Here is a 25,553-nt window from a genome sequence, read left to right on the forward strand (position 1 = left end):
TACAAGAGGTTAACACAGTATAATGCCCCCAAGAAAGTTAGAAGCTTTTGGGGGCATTTTTATTATCCCCTATTTTTTAAATCACCCCCTAAAACTGAATATTATAACCAATAGAAATGCGGCCAAATGGAAATTCACGATGAAAATCATCATATTGTGGGTCATCAAAATTCCCTTGTAATGAGAAATATCCTGAACTGGCATTCAGTGAGAATCGATTAAAAAGTCGAAGACTCGCTTCTATTGTACCAGCATGCAGTACATAGTGCGAGTCATTACCACTAATGGTATAGAATACTCCGCCGTTATAATCCGCCGTGAGCATCAGTCGATTCAATACGCTCAATTCACCACGGTAGCGATAACTTAAACCCGAACCGTAATTATAATTCCGACTTTCGCCATACAGCAGGTAGGGATCAGGAACAGCTGCCAACACGACAGCACCAGCCCCGGCGCTCATATTGAGTCTGTTGTTTTTCCTATATCGAAATTCTGAGACCCAATTATAATTAATACTTTGAGCTCCATAAAAGAACGCATCATTATTATAGAAATCATAATTTGCATTTAACGTTCCAAAATGGCTACTTTTCCTACTTTTAAAGAATTCGGCACCATACAATAGCGCATATACATTCACGGCATTGATAAACGTGCTATCACCATCCCCTACTTCGAAATTAACATAAAACTGATCGAAAGGTCTTTTATAATTATGAGCCCCATTACTGTATTTAAAGCGTAACCGGGCATAAAATGTATTTTTCCCTTTTGTTAAGAAATCTCCTTCCTTGGCATCGTGTCGCCGTAAGCCTGCATCTACTTCGGCACTGATAACGGAAGAGTCTACTGAGTTGTAATCGTCTACTTTTCCCCATTTACCATCTAATAATCGATTAAGACCATTAACAGGATTGACAAGCAAAGCAACAATCTCATTCCCGATTCGATTCCCATATTTCCCCCTCGCCAATATATTCCGCGAAACCCGGTGTGTCATTTCTCCCAAAATAATTCCTCCGAAAGTTGTATTTACCAAATCATTAATGGAGGGATGTTGTGTTTCAGCTGCTGTTTCCCACATATACGAACCCAGCACAGTGGCCACACTTGATTGGTAAAAGTTATACCCATTACTTCGAAACGCATTAAAATACAATTGTCCGTGATAGGGATGATCGATTTGATTGGTCGTGAATTGATTATCATCCCAGTCCCAGGCACTGATACGCTGGTGATCGATAAAATTTTGAAACGAAATATACGAATATGGATCGCGTGTAATAAATCTATTGAACGATGCCGGAATAGCCTGTGCTAAAAACCACTCTGCACCAGCCCGCCAAAAATGTTTTGGTCGAATAGGGTCTATATTTTTAGTAAACGTATCCTGAATAGAATAATTAGTCGGTATATCACTCTGCCTCTTTCCTTGATCCGGTGACATAGGATCCACAATGTGCTGTGCGAAAGATACGGAATGGTAGCAAAAAAACAGAAGTAAAAACAATTTATCCACAATAGAAACAACGTTTAATCGATCTAACTTTTGTCACCTCGTAATTTACTCAGAAATTCAGGTGTAATGCCAATATAGGAAGCGATTTGCTTCTGTGGCAATGTATTAATTAATGTAGGGTATAGGTCGCAAAATTTTTGATAACGCACCTTCGCGGGAAGGCTCAGGTAGTCCAACGTTCTGTGGTTACTACTGGCCAATGCGTTTTCGGTTAATATTCGGAAATAGCGTTCAAGTTTCGGAATCCGATCGAAAATATGTAATTGACAATCCCGACTTAAAATCAATACTTTTGAATCCAATAAAGCATCGATGTTCAATTCACTTGGCCTTTGTTTCACAAAACTGTACATATCTGAAATCCACCAATTTTCGGGAGCGAATTGTAAAATATGCTCGAATCCATTTTGGTCGATGGTATAAGAGCGTAGGCAACCTTCCAGCACAAAAGCCGAATACTGTGCTATTTCTCCCGCCCTATGTACGAAATGTTTACGTGGGACATTCTTCTCTCGAACCAGTTCCTTTACGATTTCGCCCTCTTCCTCCGTCAAAAGACATATCCCATTAATATGAGAAATTAATTTATCAACCATAGATGCAAAATATCAATTTTCAGGCACTAAAACAATTTCATCCTAAAACAAAAAAAACCGGTAAATGTGATTTTACCGGCTTTTCATCTCTATGTAGGATCAACTGCTTTCTATTTGATTTCTTTGTATCCAACTCCCATATTTTGAAGCATAAAAGCCCATTTATCCACTTGTTCGGCAATGACCATAGCGGTAGATTTACCTGCACCATGTCCTGCCTTGGTATCAATACGAATCAGAACCGGATTCGATCCTGTATGATATTCTTGCAGGCGTGCTGCAAATTTAAACGAATGAGCCGGTACAACACGGTCGTCATGGTCTGCTGTCATCACCATAGTAGCCGGATAGGTTGTATTTGGCTTTAACGTATGATATGGTGAATACCCATGCAAACAGGCAAACATATCTTTATTATCGTCCGCTGTTCCATAGTCAAATGCCCATCCCGCTCCGGCCGTAAATTTATGATACCGAAGCATATCCAACACTCCCACCGCAGGAAATGCTACTTTAAATAACTCCGGTCTTTGCGTCATACATGCTCCCACTAACAGTCCACCATTCGATCCCCCCGAAATAGCCAACCTGTCGGAAGATGTATATTTTTCCTGAATAAGGTATTCTGCCGCTGCAATAAAATCATCAAACACATTCTGCTTCTGGAGCTTGGTACCCGCTACATGCCAATTTTCACCATATTCACCTCCACCACGCAAATTCGCTACCGCATATACACCACCTTGTTCCAATAATACGATATTGCTCGTGTTAAAGGAAGGTGTCAAACTGATATTAAAACCACCGTATCCGTACAACATCGTAGGGTTGGTACCGTCTAATTGAATACCCTTCTTATAAGTAATAATCATGGGCACCTTCGTGCCATCTTTAGAGGTATAAAACACCTGTTTCGATTCGTATTGTGAAGGATCGAACTTAATCTGCGATTCTTTATACACTTCCGAACGACCAGAAGCAAGCTCATACTTATAGATCGTACCCGGATTCACATAATTGGCAAACGAGTAATACAACATTGTATCCGTTCTTTTAGCACCAAAACCAGCCGCTGTTCCAACACCGGGTAATTCGATCTCACGTTCTAAATTACCGTTACGGTCAAATTGTTTGACTTGAGATGTAGCATCTTTAAGGTAAGTAGCAAAAATCTTACCCCCTCCTATCGATGGAGAAAGCACTTGTTCTGTTTCAGCAATTAAATCCTTCCAGTTTGCTGTCGCCGGATTAGAAAAATCAACCGTCACTATTCGTCCATTAGAAGCATTCAACTCGGTATAAATAAACAGTTTATCCCCCTCATTATCGACAACGTAATGATTTTTCTCCATATTACCCACCACAGTTACAAAAGTTGCATTCGGGTTTGATAAATCCTTTATATACAACTCATTTCCGGAAGTTGTATTTGCCGCTGAAACAACCAAAAAGCGTTCATCCTCCGTCAGACTGGCTCCTATATACCTTCTGGCAAGCTTATTCCCTCCAAAAACCAATTCATCTGTCGATTGTGCCGTATTCAACCTATGGAAATACAGTTTGTGCTGATCGGTCATAGCTGATAGAGCAGAGCCATCTTTTGGCTTATCGTAACTTGAATAATAAATACCCTCATTGCCCTTCCAAGCCAGCCCGGAAAATTTAACATCAATTAATGTATCGCCGATCACCGATTTATCTGACGTGTTCAAAATAATGACTTTCCTCCAATCTGAGCCACCTTCAGATATCTGATAAGCGACCAGGGAGCCATCCTTACTAAAAGAAATACCTGCCAGCGATGTAGTCCCATCCGCCGAGAATTTATTAGGATCCAGAAAAATCTCCTCCTTTCCGTTATCGCCTTTTTTACGCCAGAGCACATATTGATTCTGGAGTCCGTCATTTTTATAAAAATAGATATAGTCACCCTCCCTGTTCGGTGCCCCCACCTTCTCATAGTTCCACAAACTTTCCAAGCGCTTATAAATAGCATCACGGAATGGAATCTGTCCTAAATAATCTTGTGTTACTTCATTTTGGGCGGTTACCCATTGTTTTGTTTCATCAGATAAATCATCCTCTAGCCAACGATACGGATCTTCTACATCTGTTCCAAAGTAGCTATCCTTTACATCTACTTTTTCTGTCTTTGGATATGGTTTCAGATTAATTTCTTTGTTCGCTTCGATCCTTTTTTGCCCCTGCTGTCCGCATCCCACGACCGTCAATACTGACAATAACATAATACTAAATGATTTATTCATATTCTAATACTTAATACGACAAGATAGAAGTTTTTTTAGGATATAACAAAAAAAAGGATACCCACACGTGGATATCCTTTTTTGAAGCGGTCTGGACGGGACTCGAACCCGCGACCCCATGCGTGACAGGCATGTATTCTAACCAGCTGAACTACCAGACCTAAGATTGAATTTTAAAAAGAAATTAGCGGTCTGGACGGGACTCGAACCCGCGACCCCATGCGTGACAGGCATGTATTCTAACCAGCTGAACTACCAGACCTAAAATCCTTTTAATCTTTTTTAAGAACGTTTGAAAGCTAAATCTTTCTCTTTTTTGAAGCGGTCTGGACGGGACTCGAACCCGCGACCCCATGCGTGACAGGCATGTATTCTAACCAGCTGAACTACCAGACCTCAACCCTTCTTGTTAGAAGGTGTGCAAATATAGCGCTATTTTCTAATAAACCTAAATTTTTTTAAAAAAATCTTAGTCTACGGTACCGTCTTTCATCTTTTCCGCGTTCTCAGCAAACTGTAATGCATCGATAATATCCTGAATATCACCATCCAAAATAGCCGGCAAATTGTATGTTGTCAATCCAATTCTATGCTCTGTAAATCTTCCTTGGGGAAAATTATAGGTCCGGATTTTTGCAGAACGATCGCCCGTCGAAACCAATGTCTTCCTCCGAGCTGCAATATCGCCATTCTTTTTATTCAGTTCGATTTCATAAAGTTTGGTACGAAGCATTTCCATTGCCAGTTCACGGTTCGCTAATTGCGAACGTTCCACCTGACATACGACTACAATACCAGAAGGCTTATGCGTCAATTGCACTTTAGTTTCTACTTTGTTGACATTCTGTCCACCTGCTCCTCCGGAACGGGAAGTCTGCAACTCGACATCAGCCGGGTTGATCTCCACGTCTACTTCTTCAGCTTCGGGTAAAACCGCAACAGAAGCAGCGGAAGTATGCACACGACCCTGTGTTTCGGTGTCCGGAACACGTTGTACACGGTGCACGCCTGATTCATATTTTAGCTGGCCGTAAACATCTTCACCAATTACCTTCAAAATCACCTCTTTGTAACCACCAGAAGTTCCTTCTGTTACATCCATTACTTCATTTCGCCATCCTTTAGTCTCGAAGAACCGTGTATACATACGGTATAGGTCACCGGCAAATAAAGCAGCTTCATCACCTCCTGTACCGCCACGGATTTCAATTATCGCGTTTTTAGCATCTTCCGGATCCTTAGGAATAAGCATCAATCGTATCTCCTCTTCTTTTTCTTCCTTTTGAACAAAAAGAAGATCCTGCTCTTCTTTTGCCATCTCCCGAAGTTCCTGGTCTTTTTCGTTGGAGAGGATATCTTTATTCGTATCGATATTGCTAACAATGTTTCTATAGATATGGTATTGATCTACGATTTTGCCGAGGTCTTTATATTCCTTATTTAATTTAGCAAAACGCTTCATATCGTTGATGGTTTCCGGGTTGCTTAATTCAGCTTCCACCTCTTCCCATCGTTCTTTAATGGCTTGTAATTTTTCTAACATAATACTTTAACTAGGGGGCATATAAGCCCATTAGGGAGTACAAAAGTACTTAAAATTTATGTTATAGAAAGAAGTAATTTCTAATGGCTTGAAACAACTTTAAGCCCCACGATCGAAGCTATTAATGTAAAAATAAAAAACACTCGCCAGAAGTCCGCAGGCTCTTTAAAAAAGATGATCCCCATCAATACCGTTCCTACAGCACCAATCCCCGTCCATATAGCATACGCTGTACCTAGCGGCAATGTTTGTGTCGCCTTTATCAATAAAGCCATGCTGACAAACAGGGAGATAATAAACCCTCCGTACCACAGGTACATTATTGCACCGGAACTTTCTTTAGCTTTACCAAGGCATGTTGTAAAACCGACTTCAAATAATCCAGCAATAATCAGTATAATCCAATTCATAGCATATTTAATTACAAATTCGTTTGTTAATTACGAATTACGAATTGCTTTCTCACTACTTCTCGTAATTCATCAATCGTAATTCTTCACCATCCCATACCGCATACGTTAAATAGTTGATCCACTCGCCTAAATTAATTATTTGCGTATTGTTACCCAATTTAATGTTATATGGAAAATGGCGATGTCCAAAAATCAGGTAATCGTAATGCTTTTTTGTAAGCAACTCTTTCCCATACTGAATAAGCCATTCGTTTTCCTCTCCAAGGAACTTCTCTTCTGCGCTGCTTGCGGCTCTGCTGTGTTTAGACCAACGCTGTGCTATTCCAATCCCCAAATTTGGATGAAGCCGAGCAAAAAGCCATTGACAAGCCTTGCTTCGAAATATTTTTTTCAGAAACTTATAGTTGTGGTCGCCGGGGCCTAATCCATCACCGTGATGAATATAGAAACTTTTTCCGTTGAGGTTTAATTCCAATTCATCCGAAATAATAGTAGCACCTAATTCCTGTTCTAAATAGCCGAACATCCACATGTCGTGGTTGCCCTTAAACAGCGTGATTTTAACACCCAGATCGGCCAGCTCCGCCAGCTTACCCAAAAACCGAATATAGCCTTTGGGAACAACTGTGGCATATTCAAACCAAAAATCAAAAATATCACCCACCAAATATAATTCTGCCGCATCAGACTTAATCGAATCCAGCCAGGAGACAATGGAACGTTCCCTTTGTTTAGAAGATTCATACGGATATGATCCTAAATGAAAATCTGAAGCAAAATATATGTGATTACGAATAGACATCTTTGCGAAGCTAGGCAATTGCCGCGAATTTTCAAACTTTGGAATAGCAGAAGGAGATCACTAACAAAAGAGGGCGCACACTGCGCCCTCTTTCATATTTATCAAATATATCTATTGATCAGGTTTTCTAAATACTCCTGTCTTCCGCTTCGTACTTCAGGTTCACCGTGCTCTATTGCATATTCACGCAGGTCTTCCAAGCTCAGTTTCCCGGCTTCAAATTCCTTTCCTTTACCACTATCAAAAGACACATACCTTTCCGTCCTTATCTTTTTATATTCTGAGCCTTCCAGGATTTGGTCAGCTATAATGAGAGCACGCGCAAACATATCCATTCCACCGATATGGGCATAGAACAGATCAGCCGGATCGGTCGAGTTTCTGCGGATCTTCGCATCAAAATTAATACCACCACCTTGCAAACCACCACTTCCGTGAATAATCAGCATAGACTCTACAATCTCATTGATATTATTTGGAAATTGATCGGTATCCCAACCATTTTGGTAATCACCTCTGTTAGCATCTATAGACCCAAGCATTCCGGCATCTGCGGCAACCTGAAGCTCATGCTGAAAAGTATGCCCTGCAAGTGTTGCATGGTTCACTTCCAAGTTGAGTTTAAAGTCATTCAGCAGGTCATATTTCTGAAGAAAGCCAAGTACCGTTGCCGAATCGTAATCGTACTGATGCTTTGTCGGCTCACAAGGTTTAGGCTCGATGAAAAACGTTCCTTTAAAACCATTCTTACGGGCGTAATCCTTCGCTGTATGCAGAAATCTGGCCAGATGTTCCTGTTCGCGCTTCATATCCGTGTTGAGCAAAGACATATAGCCTTCGCGTCCACCCCAGAACACATAATTCTCTCCTCCAAGCTGGATGGTTGCATCCAGGGCTGTCTTTACCTGTGCGGCACCGTGGGTCAGTACATGGAAATCAGGATTTGTAGCAGCGCCGTTCATATATCGCCTGTGCGAAAACAAATTAGCAGTTCCCCACAATAACTTTATCCCGGTTTCCTGCTGCTTTACTTTAGCATAATCCACCATGACCTGCATCCTTCGCTCATTTTCTTTGATATCATTGCCATGATCTACTACATCGGTATCATGAAAACAGTAATAAGGAATATCCATCTTAGTCAGAAATTCAAATGCGGCATCCATCTTATCCTTTGCACGTGCTATCGGATCATCTTGAACATCCCATGGGAAAATATGTGTCGCACCGCCAAATGGATCTCCTCCATTTCCACAGAACGAATGCCAGTATGCACCTGCAAAGCGCAGGTGATCTTTTAAGGTCTTCCCCGCAACCATCCTTTCAGGATCATACCACCTAAAAGCAAGCGGATTGTCAGTTCCTAAACCTTCAAATTTAATTTTTTCAATTCCTTTAAAATATTCGCTTTCAGCACTAGCCTTTGTCATATAATATAGTATTATTTGTTCGATGATTAATTAACAACTTGTTTAGCTCTTTTTGACCGCATATAAATCACCAGTCCACCGAAAGCTACGATCAGCACAATAGGAATGACTAATGTAGCCTGCAATACTTCAGGTCCGGCCAAGTTTTTAGCTTGAGCCAGGGCGAGCGAAGCTGTCGATCCTTCCGGTGCTTTTGAATACGCATCGAGAGTAGCATCTGCAGGTAAGTGTTTAACGATGAGGTCATCGTAAAAACCACCCATAAAAATGGTATAAATGGAAACAGCAAACATCCCGGCACCCCCCATCAGATTTAACCCTAATGCACCTGATTTGGGAATATTTTCAGCAACAAAGCCGATCATGGTAGGCCAGAAATAACAAACACCTATTCCAAAAATAACTGCTGCAAAAAAGATAGAATTGCCCGTCATCGTGCTCAGCATATACAGTCCGGCAGCTGCAAATATCGCAGAAAGCAGCAATACACCCTGCGGAGCCAGGCGGTGAACAACAGGCTCCGCAAAGCCACGTCCGATAACCATAATCCCGGTGGTAAGCGTCAGTAGTAAAATAGCATTATCTGTTACATTTTTAAGAAGGAGGCCTATCCATTGTCCGGTAAACAATTCAGTAATAGCTGTTCCGAACATACATATAAACATAAAGATAAATAAAGGCGAGAATACGGCTTTGTACATATCGGCGTTTGAATAACCCGAAGAAACCCTTTCTGTAACCGGAAAATCGAGTTTCGAAAACAGATACCCGTAAATTATAGTCGGGATAAGCATCATGGCAACCTGTATTTTCCAACCCAGACCTACATGGATGAAAAAGGTAACCAGCAAGGTTCCGATTACAATACCGCCCGGGAACCATAGATGGAAATAATTCAAGCGTGTAGTTTTGTTTTTAGGATACAAAGCCGCGACAAGAGGATTACATGCCGCTTCTACAGTTCCGTTTGCAATACCAATGAGCAAAGTCGAGAAAAACAGCGTCCAGTACCCTTGTGCAAAAATAGTAAGTACAATACCTGCAAGATGAAAAACAAAGGCCAAAACCAGTAAGCGTTTCATCCCAATAGCATCTACAATAAATCCTCCGACAACAATCGCTAATGGGAATCCCCAGAATGCTGTTGCAGTAATGGTGCCCAATTGTGTTGCATTTAACTGAAAATCGATACCAAGCTGATTCATCATCCCGGCACGAATACCGAAAGAAAGCGAGGTTACGAGTAAAGCCAGGCAGCTTGCCCAGAATAATTTAGTGGTTTGAATGTTAGACATATATTTGGTTTTTAGTTTAATTTACATGTATTAGTTCCGGAGTGTTAAAATTGCTTTTCAAGCAAATCTTTCCAATCCAGGTAGTACTCCTCCAGATCTATCCCATCAGGCTCTATTAATTTTACCGGCTTTTTATTTACAAATGCTTCGTCTACAGCATGAAATACGTCGGCGCCAAGTCCTGCACCTATTGCTGCCCCGTAGCTGCCATCATTTTCATAAAGTTCCACAGGCACACCGGTAATATTTACAAAACTCTGCGTAAACACCTCACTTAAAAAGAGATTAGCACGTCCTGCCCTGATGATTTCAGGTTTCATATCGTTTTCCTTCAAAATATCGAGCCCGTATCGGAAAGCAAATGCTATCCCCTCCTGCACCGCACGGTAAATATGCGATTTGGTATGCTGATTAAGGTCGAGATGATGAAAATGAGCACCCACAAGTCTGTTGTTCAGCATCCTTTCGGCACCATTGCCAAATGGCAATATGCGCAGACCATTGCTCCCGGCCGCAATACCCTCGGCGGCTTTATTTATCTGATCGTAGCTGATAACATCTCCAAAATTGGCTTTAGTCCATCGGTTCATACTACCGGCCCCGTTTATACACAGCAGTACACCGAGTCGTTGCTCCTCGGCGCTGTGATTAACATGGGCGAAAGTATTGACACGGGAGCCCTTATCGCAAACCAGCCGATCTGTAACACCATAAATAACACCTGATGTCCCTGCTGTTGCAGCAACTTCTCCCGGCCTTGTTACATTAAGTGAAAGTGCGTTATTGGGTTGATCTCCCGACTTATATGCTACAGGTATCCCTGACTTTAACCCCAGGAGCTCTGCTATAGATTTCAACAATGTCCCGTGTGATGAAAAAACAGGTCTTATCTGCGGAATCATGGAATAGTCGAACCCAAAATAAGTCATCACATCATCTGAAAGTCCATTCTTTTTAAAATCCCAAAAGATCCCTTCTGATAAAGCAGAACTGCTTGTCGTGATTTCTCCCGTTAGTTTCATGGCAATAAAATCACCCGGCAACATCAGCTTATCGATTTTAGCGTACAATTCAGGTTCATTTCTTTTCACCCAGGCGAGCTTGGCCGCTGTAAAGTTACCCGGTGAATTGAGTAATCTTTCCTGCAAACAGGCTTCACCAAGTATAGCACCAGCTTCCGCTCCTATTCCAACAGCCCGACTATCGCACCATATAATACTGTTCCTTAAACTGTTTTGATCTTTATCAACCACTACCAGTCCGTGCATCTGATAGGCAATTCCTATCGCTGCAATATCTGCCGGGTTATAAGCATGCTGCTGATTACAAATCAAGATAGCCTGTTGCAGATGGCTCCACCACATTTCCGGTGATTGCTCTGCCCAGCCACTTTGCAGACTAATGATCTCCGACTCAACCGGAGGATAGCTTGATGTACCGATAATAGCACCCGAAGAGGCATCTACTACAGATATTTTAATGGATGACGTACCTAAATCAATACCGAGTAATAACATTTATTTGGTTGTTTGAAAGATGAAGTTAAGCAAATAATCAATTTATGTCCTCAAATAAAATGACATTTTTTTAATTATCTTTTATTTTTTCAAACATAGTAATCGCTGTAAACAATACACCGGCCTCTCCTCTAAACGTACCGGATCCTCTTGGTTCGTTATCTACCGAATACCATTCGTAGAAACCATTATTGTCTTTCACCCGTTTTACCATAGGAAGTATCTGTTCGTAGGCTTCTTTAATAAATCCATATTTGATCAATTGCTGAATCGTTCTTCCTCCAAACCAAGTCCAGTCACCCCCATTTTGGTAACTGTATTCCGGATTCATGATTTGGTTCACAAAATAACCATTAGGATAAGGAGGATAAAGTGTTAACCCTATAGAAGCCGCCCCCGCCTTTTTTACTCTTTTCACCATTTCATCCAATGAAGCTTTTACCTCCTTTTTGCTTAACAATCCCGCTTCCATGGCCACGGTAGTTCCTCCAAAATAGAAAATATTGTTCTCGTCAAAATCGGCCGGAAAAGGAGATCCGTCCAAATACAGATGCGGAATAAATTTTTGTCTTTTGGAGTCCCAAAGATACTTACGACAGTTTTTAGCTATGCTGGCTTTAATTTTTCCCCATTTCGCTTTTGTTGATGGAATCATTTCTATCATATTGTCCAACGCTACAATAAACATCGCATTATCATAAATATCACAGGCAAGATGTGTATTTTCGTCCATATCTACCCCATAGCCTGGTTCAGGCTGCACATCTCCCCAATCGGCAGTTGTAGCACCGATAATTAAACCATATTTCTGAGTATATCTTTGTTCCATCAGGAAATCCATAGCCCATTCCAATCTTTCGGCAACAGTTTTATCGCCTACATTTTCTGCTAAGATTGATTCATCCCCTGTCAATTGAATATACTTATAAACCGTCTGCACCAGAGAGGTTTCCTGATCGGTTTCGACCGTATTTTTATGTGCAGCATACCTCGGCTCTAATTTCGAATAAGAAAGATCTGTTTCCTCTGCACTGATATTTCTTTTAGGCGTATAACCGTCAATAATATTTCCGTCATCGCCCTGCATTCTAAAAAACACCAAAATATTCTCTTTAATATCTTCTGTTTTCATGACTTGTGCAGCCAATTCGATAAAGGTATTATAATCACGGATCCACACTTCACGGTAACCATCTCCGGCATTCACCCCGGTTTTCATCACCTCCAAAGCCTTGTCTTTCACAAAAGGAAAATAGACCTCACTTTGTGCTTTTGCGGCCAGGATTTTATCACCCTCCTTTTTCACTTGTGCCGCGCTTGTAAAAACAAATAATATAGCCAGCAACGCTGCGTAATAACTTTTCATTCTATTATATTTTTTATATATCTAAAATTTATTTACCCGTACTCATTGATGGAGGAGGCGTTTTTATTCCCCATCTGGTATTGGCATTCGCCCCCATATCAAAAATTAAGGTTCCCCCATCTGTTAATTTTTTACGGTCGACCCAGGCATTGTCTACATTTTTTCCGTTAAAAGAAGCCGATTGGATATACATATTTCCCTTCGAATTGTTGTTGGCTTGAATAACCAGCTCATTGCCTTTATAATATTTCTTATCTAATTTAATGGTTATTTTATCAAATAGCGGGCTTCCAAATTGGAATGTCGGGTTCATGGCTGCATGCCCCTGCACATCAAACAATCCCATCGATGCCATCACAAACCAAGCTCCCAATTGACCTTGATCTTCATCCTGACCAAATCCATAACCATGCAGTGGTTCAGCGCCATAGAACTCATCGCAAATGGTGCGCGACCATTTTTGCGTCAACCAGGGTTTTCCAGAATAATTAAACAAGAAAGGCTGGTGTAAACAAGGTTGATTGCCATGATTATACAATTTTTCCAATCCTGAAAAACTATCAATGTCTTTTCCTCCGCCAAATGTTGACTTTTGGCTTTCATCAAAGGTCGTTTCCAGGCGCTTGTTGAATAATTCCAAGCCCATTGCGTTGATTAATCCCGCCGGGTCTTGCGGTACATACCACGTATATTGGTAAGCATTTGCTTCCTGGAATCCTTCCCAAGCTTTCATTGGGTTAAAATTCTCGATGAATTCACCATTTGGATAGCGTGGTCGAATGAATTTAGTTTCGGGATCAAAAAGATTTTTCCAATTCCCGGCCTGTTTCATTAGTCTTTCGTAATCCTCATTTTTGCCCAACGCTTTTGCAAATTGAGAAACACCATAAGAAGTATAAGCAAATTCGACCGTGTGCGATGCCCCGAAGTTGAATTTCCATCCGTTTGATATAATGGTATCTTGAAAAGGGATATATCCATCGTTCACAAAATACCTCAAATCGTATTTTCCCGAACCGAAAGGACGATCTTCATATCCTGTTTCATTTTTATAAGCAATATGGTATGCTTCTTCCACATCAAAATCACGGATCCCACTGTTATAAGTCGCAGCGATCATCAAACCGAAACAGTTTGTTTGAACCCCATTTGCATTTGCTCCGGCTGCGACCCCATCATGTAGCCAACCGGTTTCTTTTGCAAAATCGAGATTCGATTGAATATATTCACTCAAATAATCAGGATACGCCAAGGCCCAAAGCTGGCCCAAATTCCAAAATCCGCCCCAAATTCCATCTGTGTTGTAATGATTGTATGTTGGTTTTCCGTTTACATCCAAAGGAATATACCCTATCGTTCCATCGTGTCTTGGATAACTTCCATTCACATCACTCGCTAAGCCACGACCTAAAAGAGCATGGTACAAACCCGTATAAAATTTCACCTTATTGATACTATCCTGAGTTTCCACTTTGATCCTTCCCAATTTCTCATTCCATTTTTGATGCGCTGCTGCTTTTACCACATCAAAAGTTTGCCCTTCGGTTTCGGTTTTTAAATTCAGCTTTGCATTTTCGATACTCGTATACGAAAGCCCCACCTGCATTTCAACAATTTCTCCTTGTTTAGTCGCAAAGTTAACATACATACCGTTTCCGATACCTTTAGTTTCAGCCTGATTGTCGAAAGCTTTATCCTCCACAAAAGCGCCGTACGATTCAGGTATTTTGTTCATCCTAATCACAAAATACATTTTCACACGTTTTTCGGGATCACAAAATTTCAGGTATTCGGGATAGGTTTCTATCGACCCTTCCAACATATTTTTGCCCGAAAACTTCATTATTGCTTCAGTTACCCCACTGCTTTCACCTTGACGATGGCCGATGTCGAAAATAATACGTGATTCTTTTGATTCAGGGAAAGTATATCGATGAAAACCAACTCTTTCAGTAGCCGTTAATTCGGCTTTGATACCGTATTCCTTTAGAAAAACTGAATAATAACCAGGCTCGGCATGTTCGTCTTTTTTGTCAAAAGCAGCACGATAACCCGTTTCCGGATTTTCTAACGTTCCCGGAGTAGTTTGCAATTGACCCGTAATTGGCATAGCGACCAATCCGCCTATTTGGAATTCGTGAAAGTGACCAAAACCTTCAATTGAGTTATGGCGATCGTCATAACCACAAGGTGTCCAGCTACCGCCACTTCCATAAGCATTGGTATGCGGAGCCAATTTAGCCATCCCAAAAGGCAAGGAAGCCGGTGTATAAAAAAACCAACGGCCGTGCACCGAACCAATTTGCGGATCTACCCATGCAGATGGCGTAAAAGAATCAGTTTTTTCCGGAGCTGTACATGCAATAGTCAGCATTAGCACCACAATTTTAAAATATACTTTTTTCATTTTTGAGTTTTATTTTAAGATCTACGAATCCAAGTTAGAAAAAGAAAATCACTATTTAACATTTGTAATGTTTCGGGTGTAATCGCAAATACAACTTCCTTTTCTTCACCTGCTTTCAATTCAGAACAACTCGGGATAATATTTTGCAATCAGTTGTCGATCCTCTTCGTTCAAGTCTTTCAGGGACACAGGAACATCTTGTGGGCGTAATCCCTTCTGATTTATCCGATTCATCAAACTCCAATCTTTTACCGGATGTTCGGGACTTGGATCAGCTGGTTCTGAAGCCGGAAGGTCGTATCGTGTAAAGTCGATCACCATTTCTGGCGTGTTTTTATGCCAGTTGCGCAGTAATGCCAACCTGAAACTTTTATTCATAAACCAACGTATTTCTTCGTTGGCATAGGAGTTCCCAATACCTAGCCCTTTCTCTTCAAAACGATAATTCCATTTATCATTGTTCGGATATTGCTTCCGCCAAATCTCACCATACTCTCCGAATGTGATAAATTGAACATCCGGCCATCTTTGTTTCGTATCAACAACCCACTTTTCCATCGCTTGCATGATAAATTTATCTCCCCTATCTTTTCGTTCAGGAGCTTTCACCAGCGAGGCCTCCCAAATATTTGGTATCCATCCAAAACCATTCAGTTCAAACCCACGATCGAAATGGAGAGATTGTGTATGCATAACGGAGTAATGACCCATTTCCAATCCAAGTTCACAGTAGCTTTCTATCGGCCCTACCCCACGTCTACTAGAAACCGCATTAAAAGGTGTAGTTCCCGCCATACCCCCACTCACTTTGGCACATAAGAAATCTACACTCCAACCATCCAAGTTAACGCAATCGATAAAATCAGCTTTGCTTTGGGCTGGTTTACAATAATGTTCCTTTGATGGATAATATGGATAACTAGGAGAACCATCTGCCCCTCCGGCATCAACTGCGTGTTGGCTCCATATTACTCCATGTGCTACATGTATTTTTTCTACTTCAGCAAGATAGCGCAAACTTTCAGCCGACATAAATCCTCCAATTATGCATTTTGGACGGTATCCACGGCCCACAAAATTGGTAATAATTCGTAATGCTTCTGTTATTTCTTGATTAACTCGCTGCCTAGGAAGGTACATTCCCGGGAAATAGCCTGGAAAATAGGTAACTTCATCACCATATTTCTTTTGGCACTCAACCACATACTTTCTAATATCTACATAATTAGCACGTTTATCTTCCAATGCGTTAAGGGTAAAGCCCCATGTAAGGCGTCCATTAGGATTATTCTTTGCAAAAGCTTCACGCATACTACGAACGACATCCAATGTGTGAATAGCCGATTCGTCATCGGGAAGCAATTTAACATCTCTTGAAACTTCCCATGGCGTAGTACGGATCATAATGCAGAGTGTTACAAATCTACCCCCCATTAATGGCTGTACAGATAAAAAAGGTAGAGGTTCATTGGCTGCCAATAAATTATTTCCCACTGATGAGGCCATTAATCCTGCCGATGCTAGCAGTGAATTCATAATAAATTTACGTCGTTCCATATTAAAGTTTTATTTTAAGATCTACGAATCCAAGTTAGAAAATGAAAGACTATTCAACAACAGTCACTATATCTCTTAGCCTGATATCTTTTGATGAAGCGCCAATCATTATTCTGAATTCTCCCGGTTCAACTACCCATTTCATTTCACTATTTAACATTTGTAATGTTTCGGGCGTAATCGCAAATGCAACTTCCTTTTCTTCACCTGCTTTCAATGAAACCCGCTGAAAACCTTTTAATTGTTTAATTGGCTGCGCTATCGAGGAAAGCAAATCTCTAACATACAATTGCACTACTTCGTCGCCATCACGGGAACTTGTATTTTTAACCGTGCAATAAACCATTGTAGAATCCCCTTTATCAAATTGCTTCTTCTCAAATCTTAAATTACTGTATTCAAAACTGGAGTAACTCAGTCCGAAACCAAAAGGGAATAAAGGCTGTCCATTAAGGTTCACATAGTCATCCGTTCGACCTGTTGGCTTGTGATTGTACACCAACGGTAACTGCCCTTCGAATACCGGGAAAGTAATAGGGAGACGACCTGCCGGGTTATAATCTCCAAATAATACATTGGCTACAGCATGCCCGCCATCTTCTCCGGGATACCAAGCATTCAAAACCGAAGAAACATTATTTATCCACTTAGACATCGTAATTGCGCTTCCCCCAATTAAAACCACCACTACGGGCTTTCCTGTTGCAGCAACCTGATTAATCATTTCTTCCTGATGCCCCGGTAAATTCAGATACGCTCTATCAAATGATTCTCCTTCTTCAATACCCGCGACAATAACAGCGACATCGGCATTTTTGGCTGCAGCTACCGCTTCATCAATTTTTTTCTGCCATTCATTGGTAACACCAATGTTCCACACCAGTTTGAATTTTGCATATCCCTGAGATTCAAAAAACTCAATTCTTATATCATACAGTTTATCTTTTTCGAAATAATAATCAGCTAATTGGGTGGTAAACGTTTGGCTTTTCCAATTATCAATAATTAATTTTCCATTCATAAAAAGTCTATAGCCATCATTTCCTTCTATCCCAATTTTAAATGTCCCGGTAGCAGGTGATTTTATTTTCCCGGTCCATTTCACTGAATAAAAATCATAATTAATGGCAGGATCCGGACCATATAATGTCCATCCAAAATCTATTGCATTATCAATTCGTGTAATTATCGGCTTTCCTGTTAATTGAACATTATTAAAATACTCTCCCAGTAAACCATTTGATTTTTCACCATTTACGGTAGCAAATAGATTCGCTGAAGGCACTGTCACCCATTCCGGAGTGCTACGTCCGCAACCATCTGTATAAGATACGTTAGCAGATTTGACTAGTTTATTTCTAATCCCTTCAAGAATATTCACTTTCCCGTTACCCTCGCCACTGTATCCTCCCAGCCTGGCCTCTACAGCATCCGTACCTATAACAGCAATAGATTCTATTGCTTTATTAAGTGGTAGTATATTGTTTTTATTTTTCAACAATACCATCCCTTTTTGGGCAGCTTCCCTAGCTAATAGTTTATGATTGGGATTCCCGTTCCATTTGTTTACTTCTTCCTCCTTAGTATAAGGATTTTCAAAAAGTCCCAACTCAAATTTCAATCTTAATACCCTGGCAAGCGCCTCGTCCATCGTTTTATCAGCTATTCTGCCATCCAAAAAAGGAGGTTGAAATAGCTGGTAATGTTCATAGTGACTTTGAAAAATAACATCCAATCCATTATTCATCGCATTAGCCGAGGCATCCGGATAATCGTTGGCGGTATAATGTAATACATTGGCTCCACCTACGGCATTTGCATCCGAGATAATAAAACCCGAAAAATTCATCTCCTTTTTCAACTTTTCGTTCAACAACCAATTATTTGCTGAACACGGACTCCCACCAATACTGTTATAAGAGGTCATTACACTTCGACTCCCACCTCGCGTAAAACAAGCTTTGAAAGGCGGAAAATAGATTTCTTCTAAGATTCTTTCATTCAAATCTATAGGATAACTATCCCTGCCTCCATCACCACTATTCGCTAAAAAATGTTTGGGTGTGGTAATCACTCCCATTTTTTCGAACGAGGAAACGAAAGCAACGCCCATTTCAGCACTCAAAAAAGGATCTTCTCCATAAGTTTCTTCAACGCGTCCCCAACGCACATCGGTTGCAACATTAACAACAGGAGATAATATCTGGCGAATCCCACGACTTTTCGTTTCCAATGCAATTGCGGTAGACACCCGTTCCATTAGAGGAACATCCCAACTTGATGCCAGTGCAATAGATTGAGGGAATATTGTAGCACCATCTCTCACTAAACCATGTAACGCCTCATCAAAAGCAATAATTGGTATACCAAGTCTTGTTTCTTCGACAAAATATTTTTGAATACTATTAATCAGCTTGACGGTTTCTTGGGCATTTCCGGCAGCGCTATAATCTAATATTTGTGCGCCCCCGTCAGCTCCACCTTTTGCACTTACCTGAAGCCCGAATATGCCGTTTTTATATCTCTCTTTCCCATCCGTCAAATCTCCCGGCACCATAAAGAGCTGCCAGAATTTTTCTTCCGGAGTCATTATGGAAATAAGATCCTTAACCCTTTCTTCAACGGATAGTTTTGGATTTTTATACTTCGGGATACCGGAGGAATTATTTTTCACTTGTGCTGTACCGGCAAAAGCAAGCATTAACAACACAATTTTAAAACATATTATTTTCATTTTTATGCGTCTTAATTTACCCGATTCATCAAACTCCGATCTTTTACCCGATACTCCGGACTCAGATCAGCAGGTACTATAGCCTGAAGAACGACATATCGCGTCAAAGTCAACCACCTTTTCGGAAGTGTTTTTATACCCATTCGGCGACAATGCCTCTCCTCAACATTTAAATTAAAATAAAAGAAGCCGGCTGATTCGCATTCATCTTGACTTCGAACACATTATTTTTAACAGGAATTGCCTCCCCTGTTTTCTCCCCTCTCAAATTACACGGTTGCACTGATTTATATGTATTTCCAGCCGGCAAAGTAACGGTACACAAACTTGCTTTACCATTTTGTTCCCACAAACGGATTAAATCACCTTCTCCATCCCTGTTTTTCCCAAAGAAAGTCACTAAAACACCTTTTTCAGATACAGAAACCCCTTTCGAACTGTTTGCTTGATTTCCTGCAGCACCGCCTGTGTACCCGGCCATTAGCGGATTTCTGATTTCTTCTGACGGGATCACGATTGCACTTCCGTCAGCATAGTTATCAATACTCCAGATATAGAATTTTGCACTCCAGGAACCTTCCACCCATTCCGTAAAATTGGTACTCCATTGGTTATTGTACAAATTAAAGAACACGTTCCCTTTTTGTGGCACAAAATCAGTTGAATATTTCCATAGTCCCGGACGGTCCAGGCTTACACCCGGTACATCAGGAGAGGTCACTCCAAATCCCTGATTGCTTTTATCCAGAACACCAACTCCTGTAGTTACAAAGCCATAATCCAAATTAGAACCTTTTACAAAATCTTTGGCCGGATCGACCACAGCACCCAAACGCCCTAGCTTAAACTGTGCTTTTTCAATATTAAAAGGAAAGCTAATCCATCCACCTTCGGGCCAAGCCTCGGCAGGCTTTCCATTGATACTCCAAATCACCTCTACAGCAGGCTTATTTTCATACAACGTGAAAAACATTGAATAATTGTGGTTCAAATCAGCATCTCCTTTGAAAGTCATCATCGCGGTAACCGACAAATCATCTTTCGAAAACTCGATTACTGCATTTTTACCCGATGCTTTCCGGTAAGGCGTATCATCAAGATTTATTCGCCCTAACTCCGCATACGCCCAGTGCCAACCTGCTTTGATGTAATCCTTAGCATATTTGTCAGTTTGTGTTTTCGCGAAGCGCTCATACACGTATTGCCCAAATTTGAAATCAGCATTCGAATTCACCATTTCTTTATTCGATTTTTTGTCAATCAACGATTTTATCGTTCCACTTTGCTCATCGAAAGTAATTTTAAAAAACTCATTCTCCATTGTTACTTTTTCGGCATCAAAAGAAAGATTCGATGCTGGCACCACTGCCTCCTCATCTGTAGCAACAAAGGTCATATAGCCCATTGCCGGAATACGATTGGCTTGGAATTGAAGGATATTTTTATTTTTCACAAAGGAGACAATCTCTCCCGTTGCCAGATTTTTTAATGCCTTTTTAAAAGAAGTACCCGTTTGAATAGTTACCATTCCACTACGTTCCCATGGTAATGGATTATAAACCACTATACGATTCCCTTCCACGTTTACAGCAGCAGCCAACCGTTTCAGCTCTCTGCTGAAAGTCGGAAGAATTAATTTTTCTGAATTGGTGACGTAATCCCCTTTTTCTTTCCACGAATATTCAATAACATCATAATATCCCTTGGCCCTCAATTTTTCAAATTCCGTACCATACGCCCAGTACCCCGAATGGCCGTGGCTCATAGACAGGCCCCAGGTATGCTCGTCAAACAGATTAATATTCTCTACCGATTGGTCAACAATGGCATGAATCGGCTCTTCCGGTTTTCTTCCCCAAATAGCAGACAGTGTCGTAAAGGCTTCTAAACTCAATGTCGATTTACTCAGGCCTCTACTTGACTTCATTTCGCGTGGCATCGACATATACCCATGGATCCAGGTGTCCGGCATGTCACCCTTTACGGTGGTCAACTTCGGGTTTTCCTTAATAATAGTGTTGTAAAAATCAGCCATACTACCCACACGAACTTTTGCCCCCGGATTTAGCTTTTCAACATTCTCAATAGCTTCCCGATATTCCGTATAGGTAGGTGCCCCTTCGTTATCGTTAGTCTGGATAATAGCCAACCAGGTTTTATGTGGCCAGTCTTTTGGCGGTGCCGGACTTGTTCCGTAGTATTCACCATAGTAAAAAGTCATCAACTTTGACTGATCCGGCCCTTCCCACCAAAACAACAATGGCACTTCGGGCGATCTTGATGCAGGGTTACAACCTATATGAAGAAATTTAGCTCCGGCATTATGCAATAAAGTAGGCATGATCCAGGAATAACTCGGCACATCCGATACTTTAGCATCTATAGGTAGCGACAGCCCTGCATCTCTGCTTATTTTTGAAGAATAGCCCAACGACTGTACCAAAGGTTCCAAATCACTAGCCTCGGTTTCCACTGAAAAAGGCAAGGCATGAACGAAAAAGTTTCCTTCTTTAATTGCACGCTCAACCCTTGCTTTCACATCGGGTTTCGCCTTTAGCAGAATCTCCTTCATTGGCCATCCCGAAATTGTCCATTTAAATTGTTTGTCTTTAGGCAAATCCTTTGACTGGTCTACGGTTTTTAACGCACTTGCAATCATTGAATTGGCATAATTGTACCGCACATTGTCCGACCAATCCGTATACCCAATATCAAAGTGGGTTTTAAATACAACAATCACTTCCTTTACCTGTGTCGTATTTGTTTGGGCCACCATACCGGTACTTATCAGCAAAAGGAAGAGTAAACCAAAAATAGAATATTTCATTTTTTGAATGTTAGATTTAAAAAACTATACCGTTCGAATTATTTTATACCGGCATCATACAATTCCTTATAGTCGACCTTAGGGATTTTGTCGCCCAAAGCCTCCAATTCTTTGTCACCATCAAATAACAACGGAAAAAAATTACTATCAAGAATTTGATCCTGAGGCATATCCGGAAATGTTTTCAATGCGTCCAGCCGATGATATCCTGCTGTATTTCCCAACGTAGTAGAACTCATAGCGTTAATTACGGTAGCCCTCCTCGGACGGTCGGAGGTATTGGCATAGGAACCGTGCATCATAAGCGGATGATGAAAACTACCATATCCTTTTGGCAACTCATTCGCTACCCTGTTATCAAAAGCTTCCAGTTGTTCCGCATTCAGCACCCCTCTTACGGCATCCATATCACCTGTAAGCCCTGTAATTGGAAGCAGGCCCCATTTATGACTTCCGGGAACAAAGTAAAGGCAGCCATTCTCTTTATTGGCATCATCTAAACCTATCCAGCAAGTCAGATGGTGCATGGGTTTGGTAAACGTCCAATACGAAAAATCCTGATGCCAGGCCACCACCCCACCGTGCTTAGCCGGCTTACAAAACAACTGGTCATGGAAAATCCGAAACGATTGCCCCAACAATTGATAGGCCGCCATCCGAAATGCCGGAGCCCATAGTAAATCATGAAATCCGGGTGTTAACCGCCATGCGCCAATAGCATGAAAAAGCACTTTATTTGGATCTTCTGATTCGTTACTTTCGTAATGATAAAACAGCTTTTTCTCCTCTTCATTCAGGGATTGCAATTTTATAAGTTCAGCATTAAGCAAATCGACCTGTTCTTCTGTCAGAATTTTAATCCCTTTTATAAACCCTTCGTTTTTAAAAGATGTGATTTGTTCTTCAGTCAACATATAGGGTTCCCATTCCGCTGCTGTTTTGGGTTGATTAAATAGGGTACCAATTGGATGGCCATAATCTGCCAGATCTTTAGAAAAATTTAAACTTTCCATCATTAATATTTTAAAGTTTATACCATTGTTTTTTAATTCCCCGCTTTACTTGCAATATCTCTCTTTCAGCAGATGCTTCATGTATAAGTTAATATCCCATTGACTGGCAACAGGCATATTGGTAAAAGGCAGATGAACCATATACGGTGCTGGACCAAATTCGGTCGTAATTGTTAACACCTCCCTTTTTTGATCCTCATATACTTTTACGATGGCATCCCACCATTTTATATGTGCCTCCAATTCATTCTTAAATGCAGGCAAACGCGGGTCAATTACCTGTGCCCCTTGCGTGTGTCCGACTCTTGAATGGATGTGTTCTACTTTTTCACAAGCCGCTGCCATAGCCTCTTCCTGGTCTTCCAATAAGCTTTCGGCTACGTTACACCAATGCGAAAAATCAGCTGTTATCTTCAATTCGGGCAACTTCTTTAAAAAATTATATGCTATATGAGCCGCAAATAACGCCTTATTCCGATGCGTTTCGTGACCTATAGCAATACCTGTTTCCCTGGTAATGGCATCAGCAATGGCAAATAACTCGGCATTTTGGTCAAAACTGAAATAATCTTTACCCGTTTGCGCATTAATTTTTACCGGTTGTGCCGAAGCAAGCAAATACAATAGCCTGGTATAATTAGCTTTATGCTCTTCGAAATCTTTTTCAAACGACTGATAATATTGACCAATCAACTGCAAACCACTATCTTCAAGCACACGCAAAATTAGTTCCCGCTCTTTTGTATCCTCGGGAAGAGGTGCTTCAACACCATCATAACCTGCCTCTTTGACATTCTGGCAAAAGGTATCCCAACTTATATTTTCCGACCCCCATCGAGGATAATAGAATTGTATATTCATTCGCTATTTAGTTTCCGTATTCCATGCTTTTTCGATTTCCTCCAAACTTTTCCCCTTGGTTTCAAATAATTTCCTTTTGGCATATATAAAAGACAGCATACAGAAGAACGCGAAAATGAAAAATGTAGTTGCGATCCCTAAGCCATCCCTCATCATCGGAAACAGCAGGTTTACTACCCAGTCAGAAACCCACATCGTCATAATACAGATCGACAAAGCCGTTCCCCTGATGTGCGTAGGAAATATCTCTGTCGAAATCACAAATTTTAATGGCCCCAAAGAAAAGGCGAAGAATAAAAGGAACAAAATGATAGTCGCTAACATAAACCATCCTGTGATATCCATTAAGAAGCAAACCCCGGTTAACGTTAACGCGACAGCAGCACTTATTGAACCATAAATATACAAGGGCCTGCGACCCCAGGTATCCACTTTTAAAATAGCGATAAATGTAAAAAGCACATTGGCTACCCCTAATATTACCTGATAAAATAAAGCATCGCTGGTTACAATACCTGCCGACTTTAAAATAGTCGGGCCATAAAAAATAACCCCGTTAATACCGCTAAATTGCGACAATGCGGTCAGTATCATAGCCAATGTTAAAAGTTTACTTAGCGGCAAACGCAGGAGCTCCCTAATACCACCCGATTTTTGACTGGCCATTTCATTTATAGAAACCAATTCCGACTGCCCTGTTTCTGTTCCGTTTATTTTAGTTAGGATACGTAAAGCTTCTTCATTTCTTCCATATTGTACCAACCAGCGTGGACTTTCGGGTACGATGAGTAACAATAAGCAAAATGCCCCGGCCGGGATCACCCCAACCAAAAACATGCCTCGCCATACATCTTCAACGAATAACCAATGCAATATACCATCACCGGCACCCGCATTTGCGGTCGCATAGCGTTGTAAAAACAAATTACTGATATAAGCAGCCAAGATCCCAACGGTAATAGCGAGCTGATAAAAAACGACCAACCGACCTCGATTTCTTGAGGGCGCTATTTCTGAAATGTAAAGTGGTGAAACATTAGAAGCCACCCCTACAGCTACACCGGCAAGCACACGGTAGAAAATTAACATCGCGTAGTCGGTTGAAATCGAAAAACCGATGGCACTTATTAAAAACAGTACCGCAGCGATAAACAATACTTTCCGTCTGCCAATTTTATCACTGAGGTAGCCCGAAAAAGCCACACCACCAATACAGCCCAATAAGGCGCACGACACAAACATTCCTTCTGCAGCAGAAGATAATCCATATTGTGATTTTAAAGGCTCGATAATGCCACTTACGACGGCCATATCAAAACCGAACAAAAAGCCTCCCAACGCTGCAATCAGCGTGATGAGAAAAACAAAATAGGTTGACCCTTTTTCTTCCATCATAGTTTTAT

The 25,553-nt window shown here is 41.0% G+C and carries 17 protein-coding genes and 3 tRNA genes; all 20 read right to left on the bottom strand.

The genetic code is table 11. The features are described from left to right. Positions 1-88: 88 nt before the first annotated feature. Positions 89-1,450: a DUF3943 domain-containing protein gene (locus E4F24_RS12035; RefSeq protein ID WP_140939108.1), complete on the bottom strand. Its 1,362-nt coding sequence runs from the start codon at positions 1,448-1,450 to the stop codon at positions 89-91. 95 nt (positions 1,451-1,545) lie between these two features. Beyond that, positions 1,546-2,118 (bottom strand): Crp/Fnr family transcriptional regulator, encoded by a 573-nt coding sequence (locus E4F24_RS12040; protein WP_140939109.1) that lies wholly within the window; start codon positions 2,116-2,118, stop codon positions 1,546-1,548. A gap of 110 nt (positions 2,119-2,228) precedes the next feature. Then, a complete protein-coding gene (locus tag E4F24_RS12045) occupies positions 2,229-4,385 on the bottom strand; it encodes a prolyl oligopeptidase family serine peptidase (RefSeq protein WP_140939111.1) in 2,157 nt (718 codons plus the stop codon). Between the two features lie 87 nt (positions 4,386-4,472). Beyond that, positions 4,473-4,546 (bottom strand) — tRNA-Asp (locus tag E4F24_RS12050). Positions 4,547-4,573: 27 nt separating this feature from the next. Next, positions 4,574-4,647: transfer RNA gene (locus E4F24_RS12055), tRNA-Asp, on the bottom strand. 60 nt (positions 4,648-4,707) lie between these two features. Continuing rightward, positions 4,708-4,781: transfer RNA gene (locus tag E4F24_RS12060), tRNA-Asp, on the bottom strand. Positions 4,782-4,854: 73 nt separating this feature from the next. After that, on the bottom strand, positions 4,855-5,928 hold the full coding sequence (gene prfA, locus E4F24_RS12065) for a peptide chain release factor 1 (RefSeq protein ID WP_140939113.1): 1,074 nt from the start codon (positions 5,926-5,928) through the stop codon (positions 4,855-4,857). 80 nt (positions 5,929-6,008) lie between these two features. Further along, the gene (locus E4F24_RS12070) at positions 6,009-6,338 is read right to left on the bottom strand and encodes a DMT family transporter (RefSeq protein WP_140939115.1); all 330 of its coding nucleotides are present in this window, start codon (positions 6,336-6,338) and stop codon (positions 6,009-6,011) included. A 55-nt stretch (positions 6,339-6,393) separates the two neighbouring features. Continuing rightward, positions 6,394-7,143, bottom strand: a complete 750-nt coding sequence (locus E4F24_RS12075; protein ID WP_140939118.1) for a UDP-2,3-diacylglucosamine diphosphatase — start codon at positions 7,141-7,143, stop codon at positions 6,394-6,396. 101 nt (positions 7,144-7,244) lie between these two features. Beyond that, complete coding sequence (gene xylA / locus E4F24_RS12080; protein ID WP_140939120.1) at positions 7,245-8,573, bottom strand: xylose isomerase; 1,329 nt, start codon at positions 8,571-8,573, stop codon at positions 7,245-7,247. A gap of 26 nt (positions 8,574-8,599) precedes the next feature. Then, the gene (locus E4F24_RS12085; RefSeq protein ID WP_140939122.1) at positions 8,600-9,868 is read right to left on the bottom strand and encodes an MFS transporter; all 1,269 of its coding nucleotides are present in this window, start codon (positions 9,866-9,868) and stop codon (positions 8,600-8,602) included. 44 nt (positions 9,869-9,912) lie between these two features. Further along, positions 9,913-11,385 (bottom strand): xylulokinase, encoded by a 1,473-nt coding sequence (locus E4F24_RS12090; RefSeq protein WP_140939124.1) that lies wholly within the window; start codon positions 11,383-11,385, stop codon positions 9,913-9,915. 70 nt (positions 11,386-11,455) lie between these two features. Continuing rightward, complete coding sequence (locus tag E4F24_RS12095) at positions 11,456-12,751, bottom strand: GH36-type glycosyl hydrolase domain-containing protein (RefSeq protein WP_140939126.1); 1,296 nt, start codon at positions 12,749-12,751, stop codon at positions 11,456-11,458. 28 nt (positions 12,752-12,779) lie between these two features. Next, positions 12,780-15,158, bottom strand: a complete 2,379-nt coding sequence (locus tag E4F24_RS12100; RefSeq protein ID WP_140939128.1) for a GH92 family glycosyl hydrolase — start codon at positions 15,156-15,158, stop codon at positions 12,780-12,782. Positions 15,159-15,278: 120 nt separating this feature from the next. Next, positions 15,279-16,694 carry a DUF3863 domain-containing protein gene (locus E4F24_RS12105; protein WP_235891222.1) on the bottom strand — a complete coding sequence of 472 codons (1,416 nt, stop codon included), beginning with the start codon at positions 16,692-16,694 and terminating at the stop codon, positions 15,279-15,281. A gap of 70 nt (positions 16,695-16,764) precedes the next feature. Beyond that, positions 16,765-19,449 (bottom strand): glycoside hydrolase family 3 protein, encoded by a 2,685-nt coding sequence (locus E4F24_RS12110; protein WP_216629171.1) that lies wholly within the window; start codon positions 19,447-19,449, stop codon positions 16,765-16,767. A 169-nt stretch (positions 19,450-19,618) separates the two neighbouring features. Beyond that, positions 19,619-22,276, bottom strand: a complete 2,658-nt coding sequence (locus E4F24_RS12115) for a glycoside hydrolase family 38 N-terminal domain-containing protein (RefSeq protein WP_140939131.1) — start codon at positions 22,274-22,276, stop codon at positions 19,619-19,621. A 38-nt stretch (positions 22,277-22,314) separates the two neighbouring features. Next, a complete protein-coding gene (locus E4F24_RS12120) occupies positions 22,315-23,292 on the bottom strand; it encodes a phytanoyl-CoA dioxygenase family protein (RefSeq protein WP_216629172.1) in 978 nt (325 codons plus the stop codon). 42 nt (positions 23,293-23,334) lie between these two features. Then, on the bottom strand, positions 23,335-24,150 hold the full coding sequence (locus E4F24_RS12125) for a sugar phosphate isomerase/epimerase family protein (protein ID WP_140939133.1): 816 nt from the start codon (positions 24,148-24,150) through the stop codon (positions 23,335-23,337). 3 nt (positions 24,151-24,153) lie between these two features. After that, positions 24,154-25,545: a sugar porter family MFS transporter gene (locus E4F24_RS12130; RefSeq protein WP_216629173.1), complete on the bottom strand. Its 1,392-nt coding sequence runs from the start codon at positions 25,543-25,545 to the stop codon at positions 24,154-24,156. Between the last annotated feature and the right edge of the window lie 8 nt (positions 25,546-25,553).

It is taken from the genome of Sphingobacterium lumbrici (assembly GCF_006476045.1).
GTDB lineage: Bacteria > Bacteroidota > Bacteroidia > Sphingobacteriales > Sphingobacteriaceae > Sphingobacterium > Sphingobacterium lumbrici.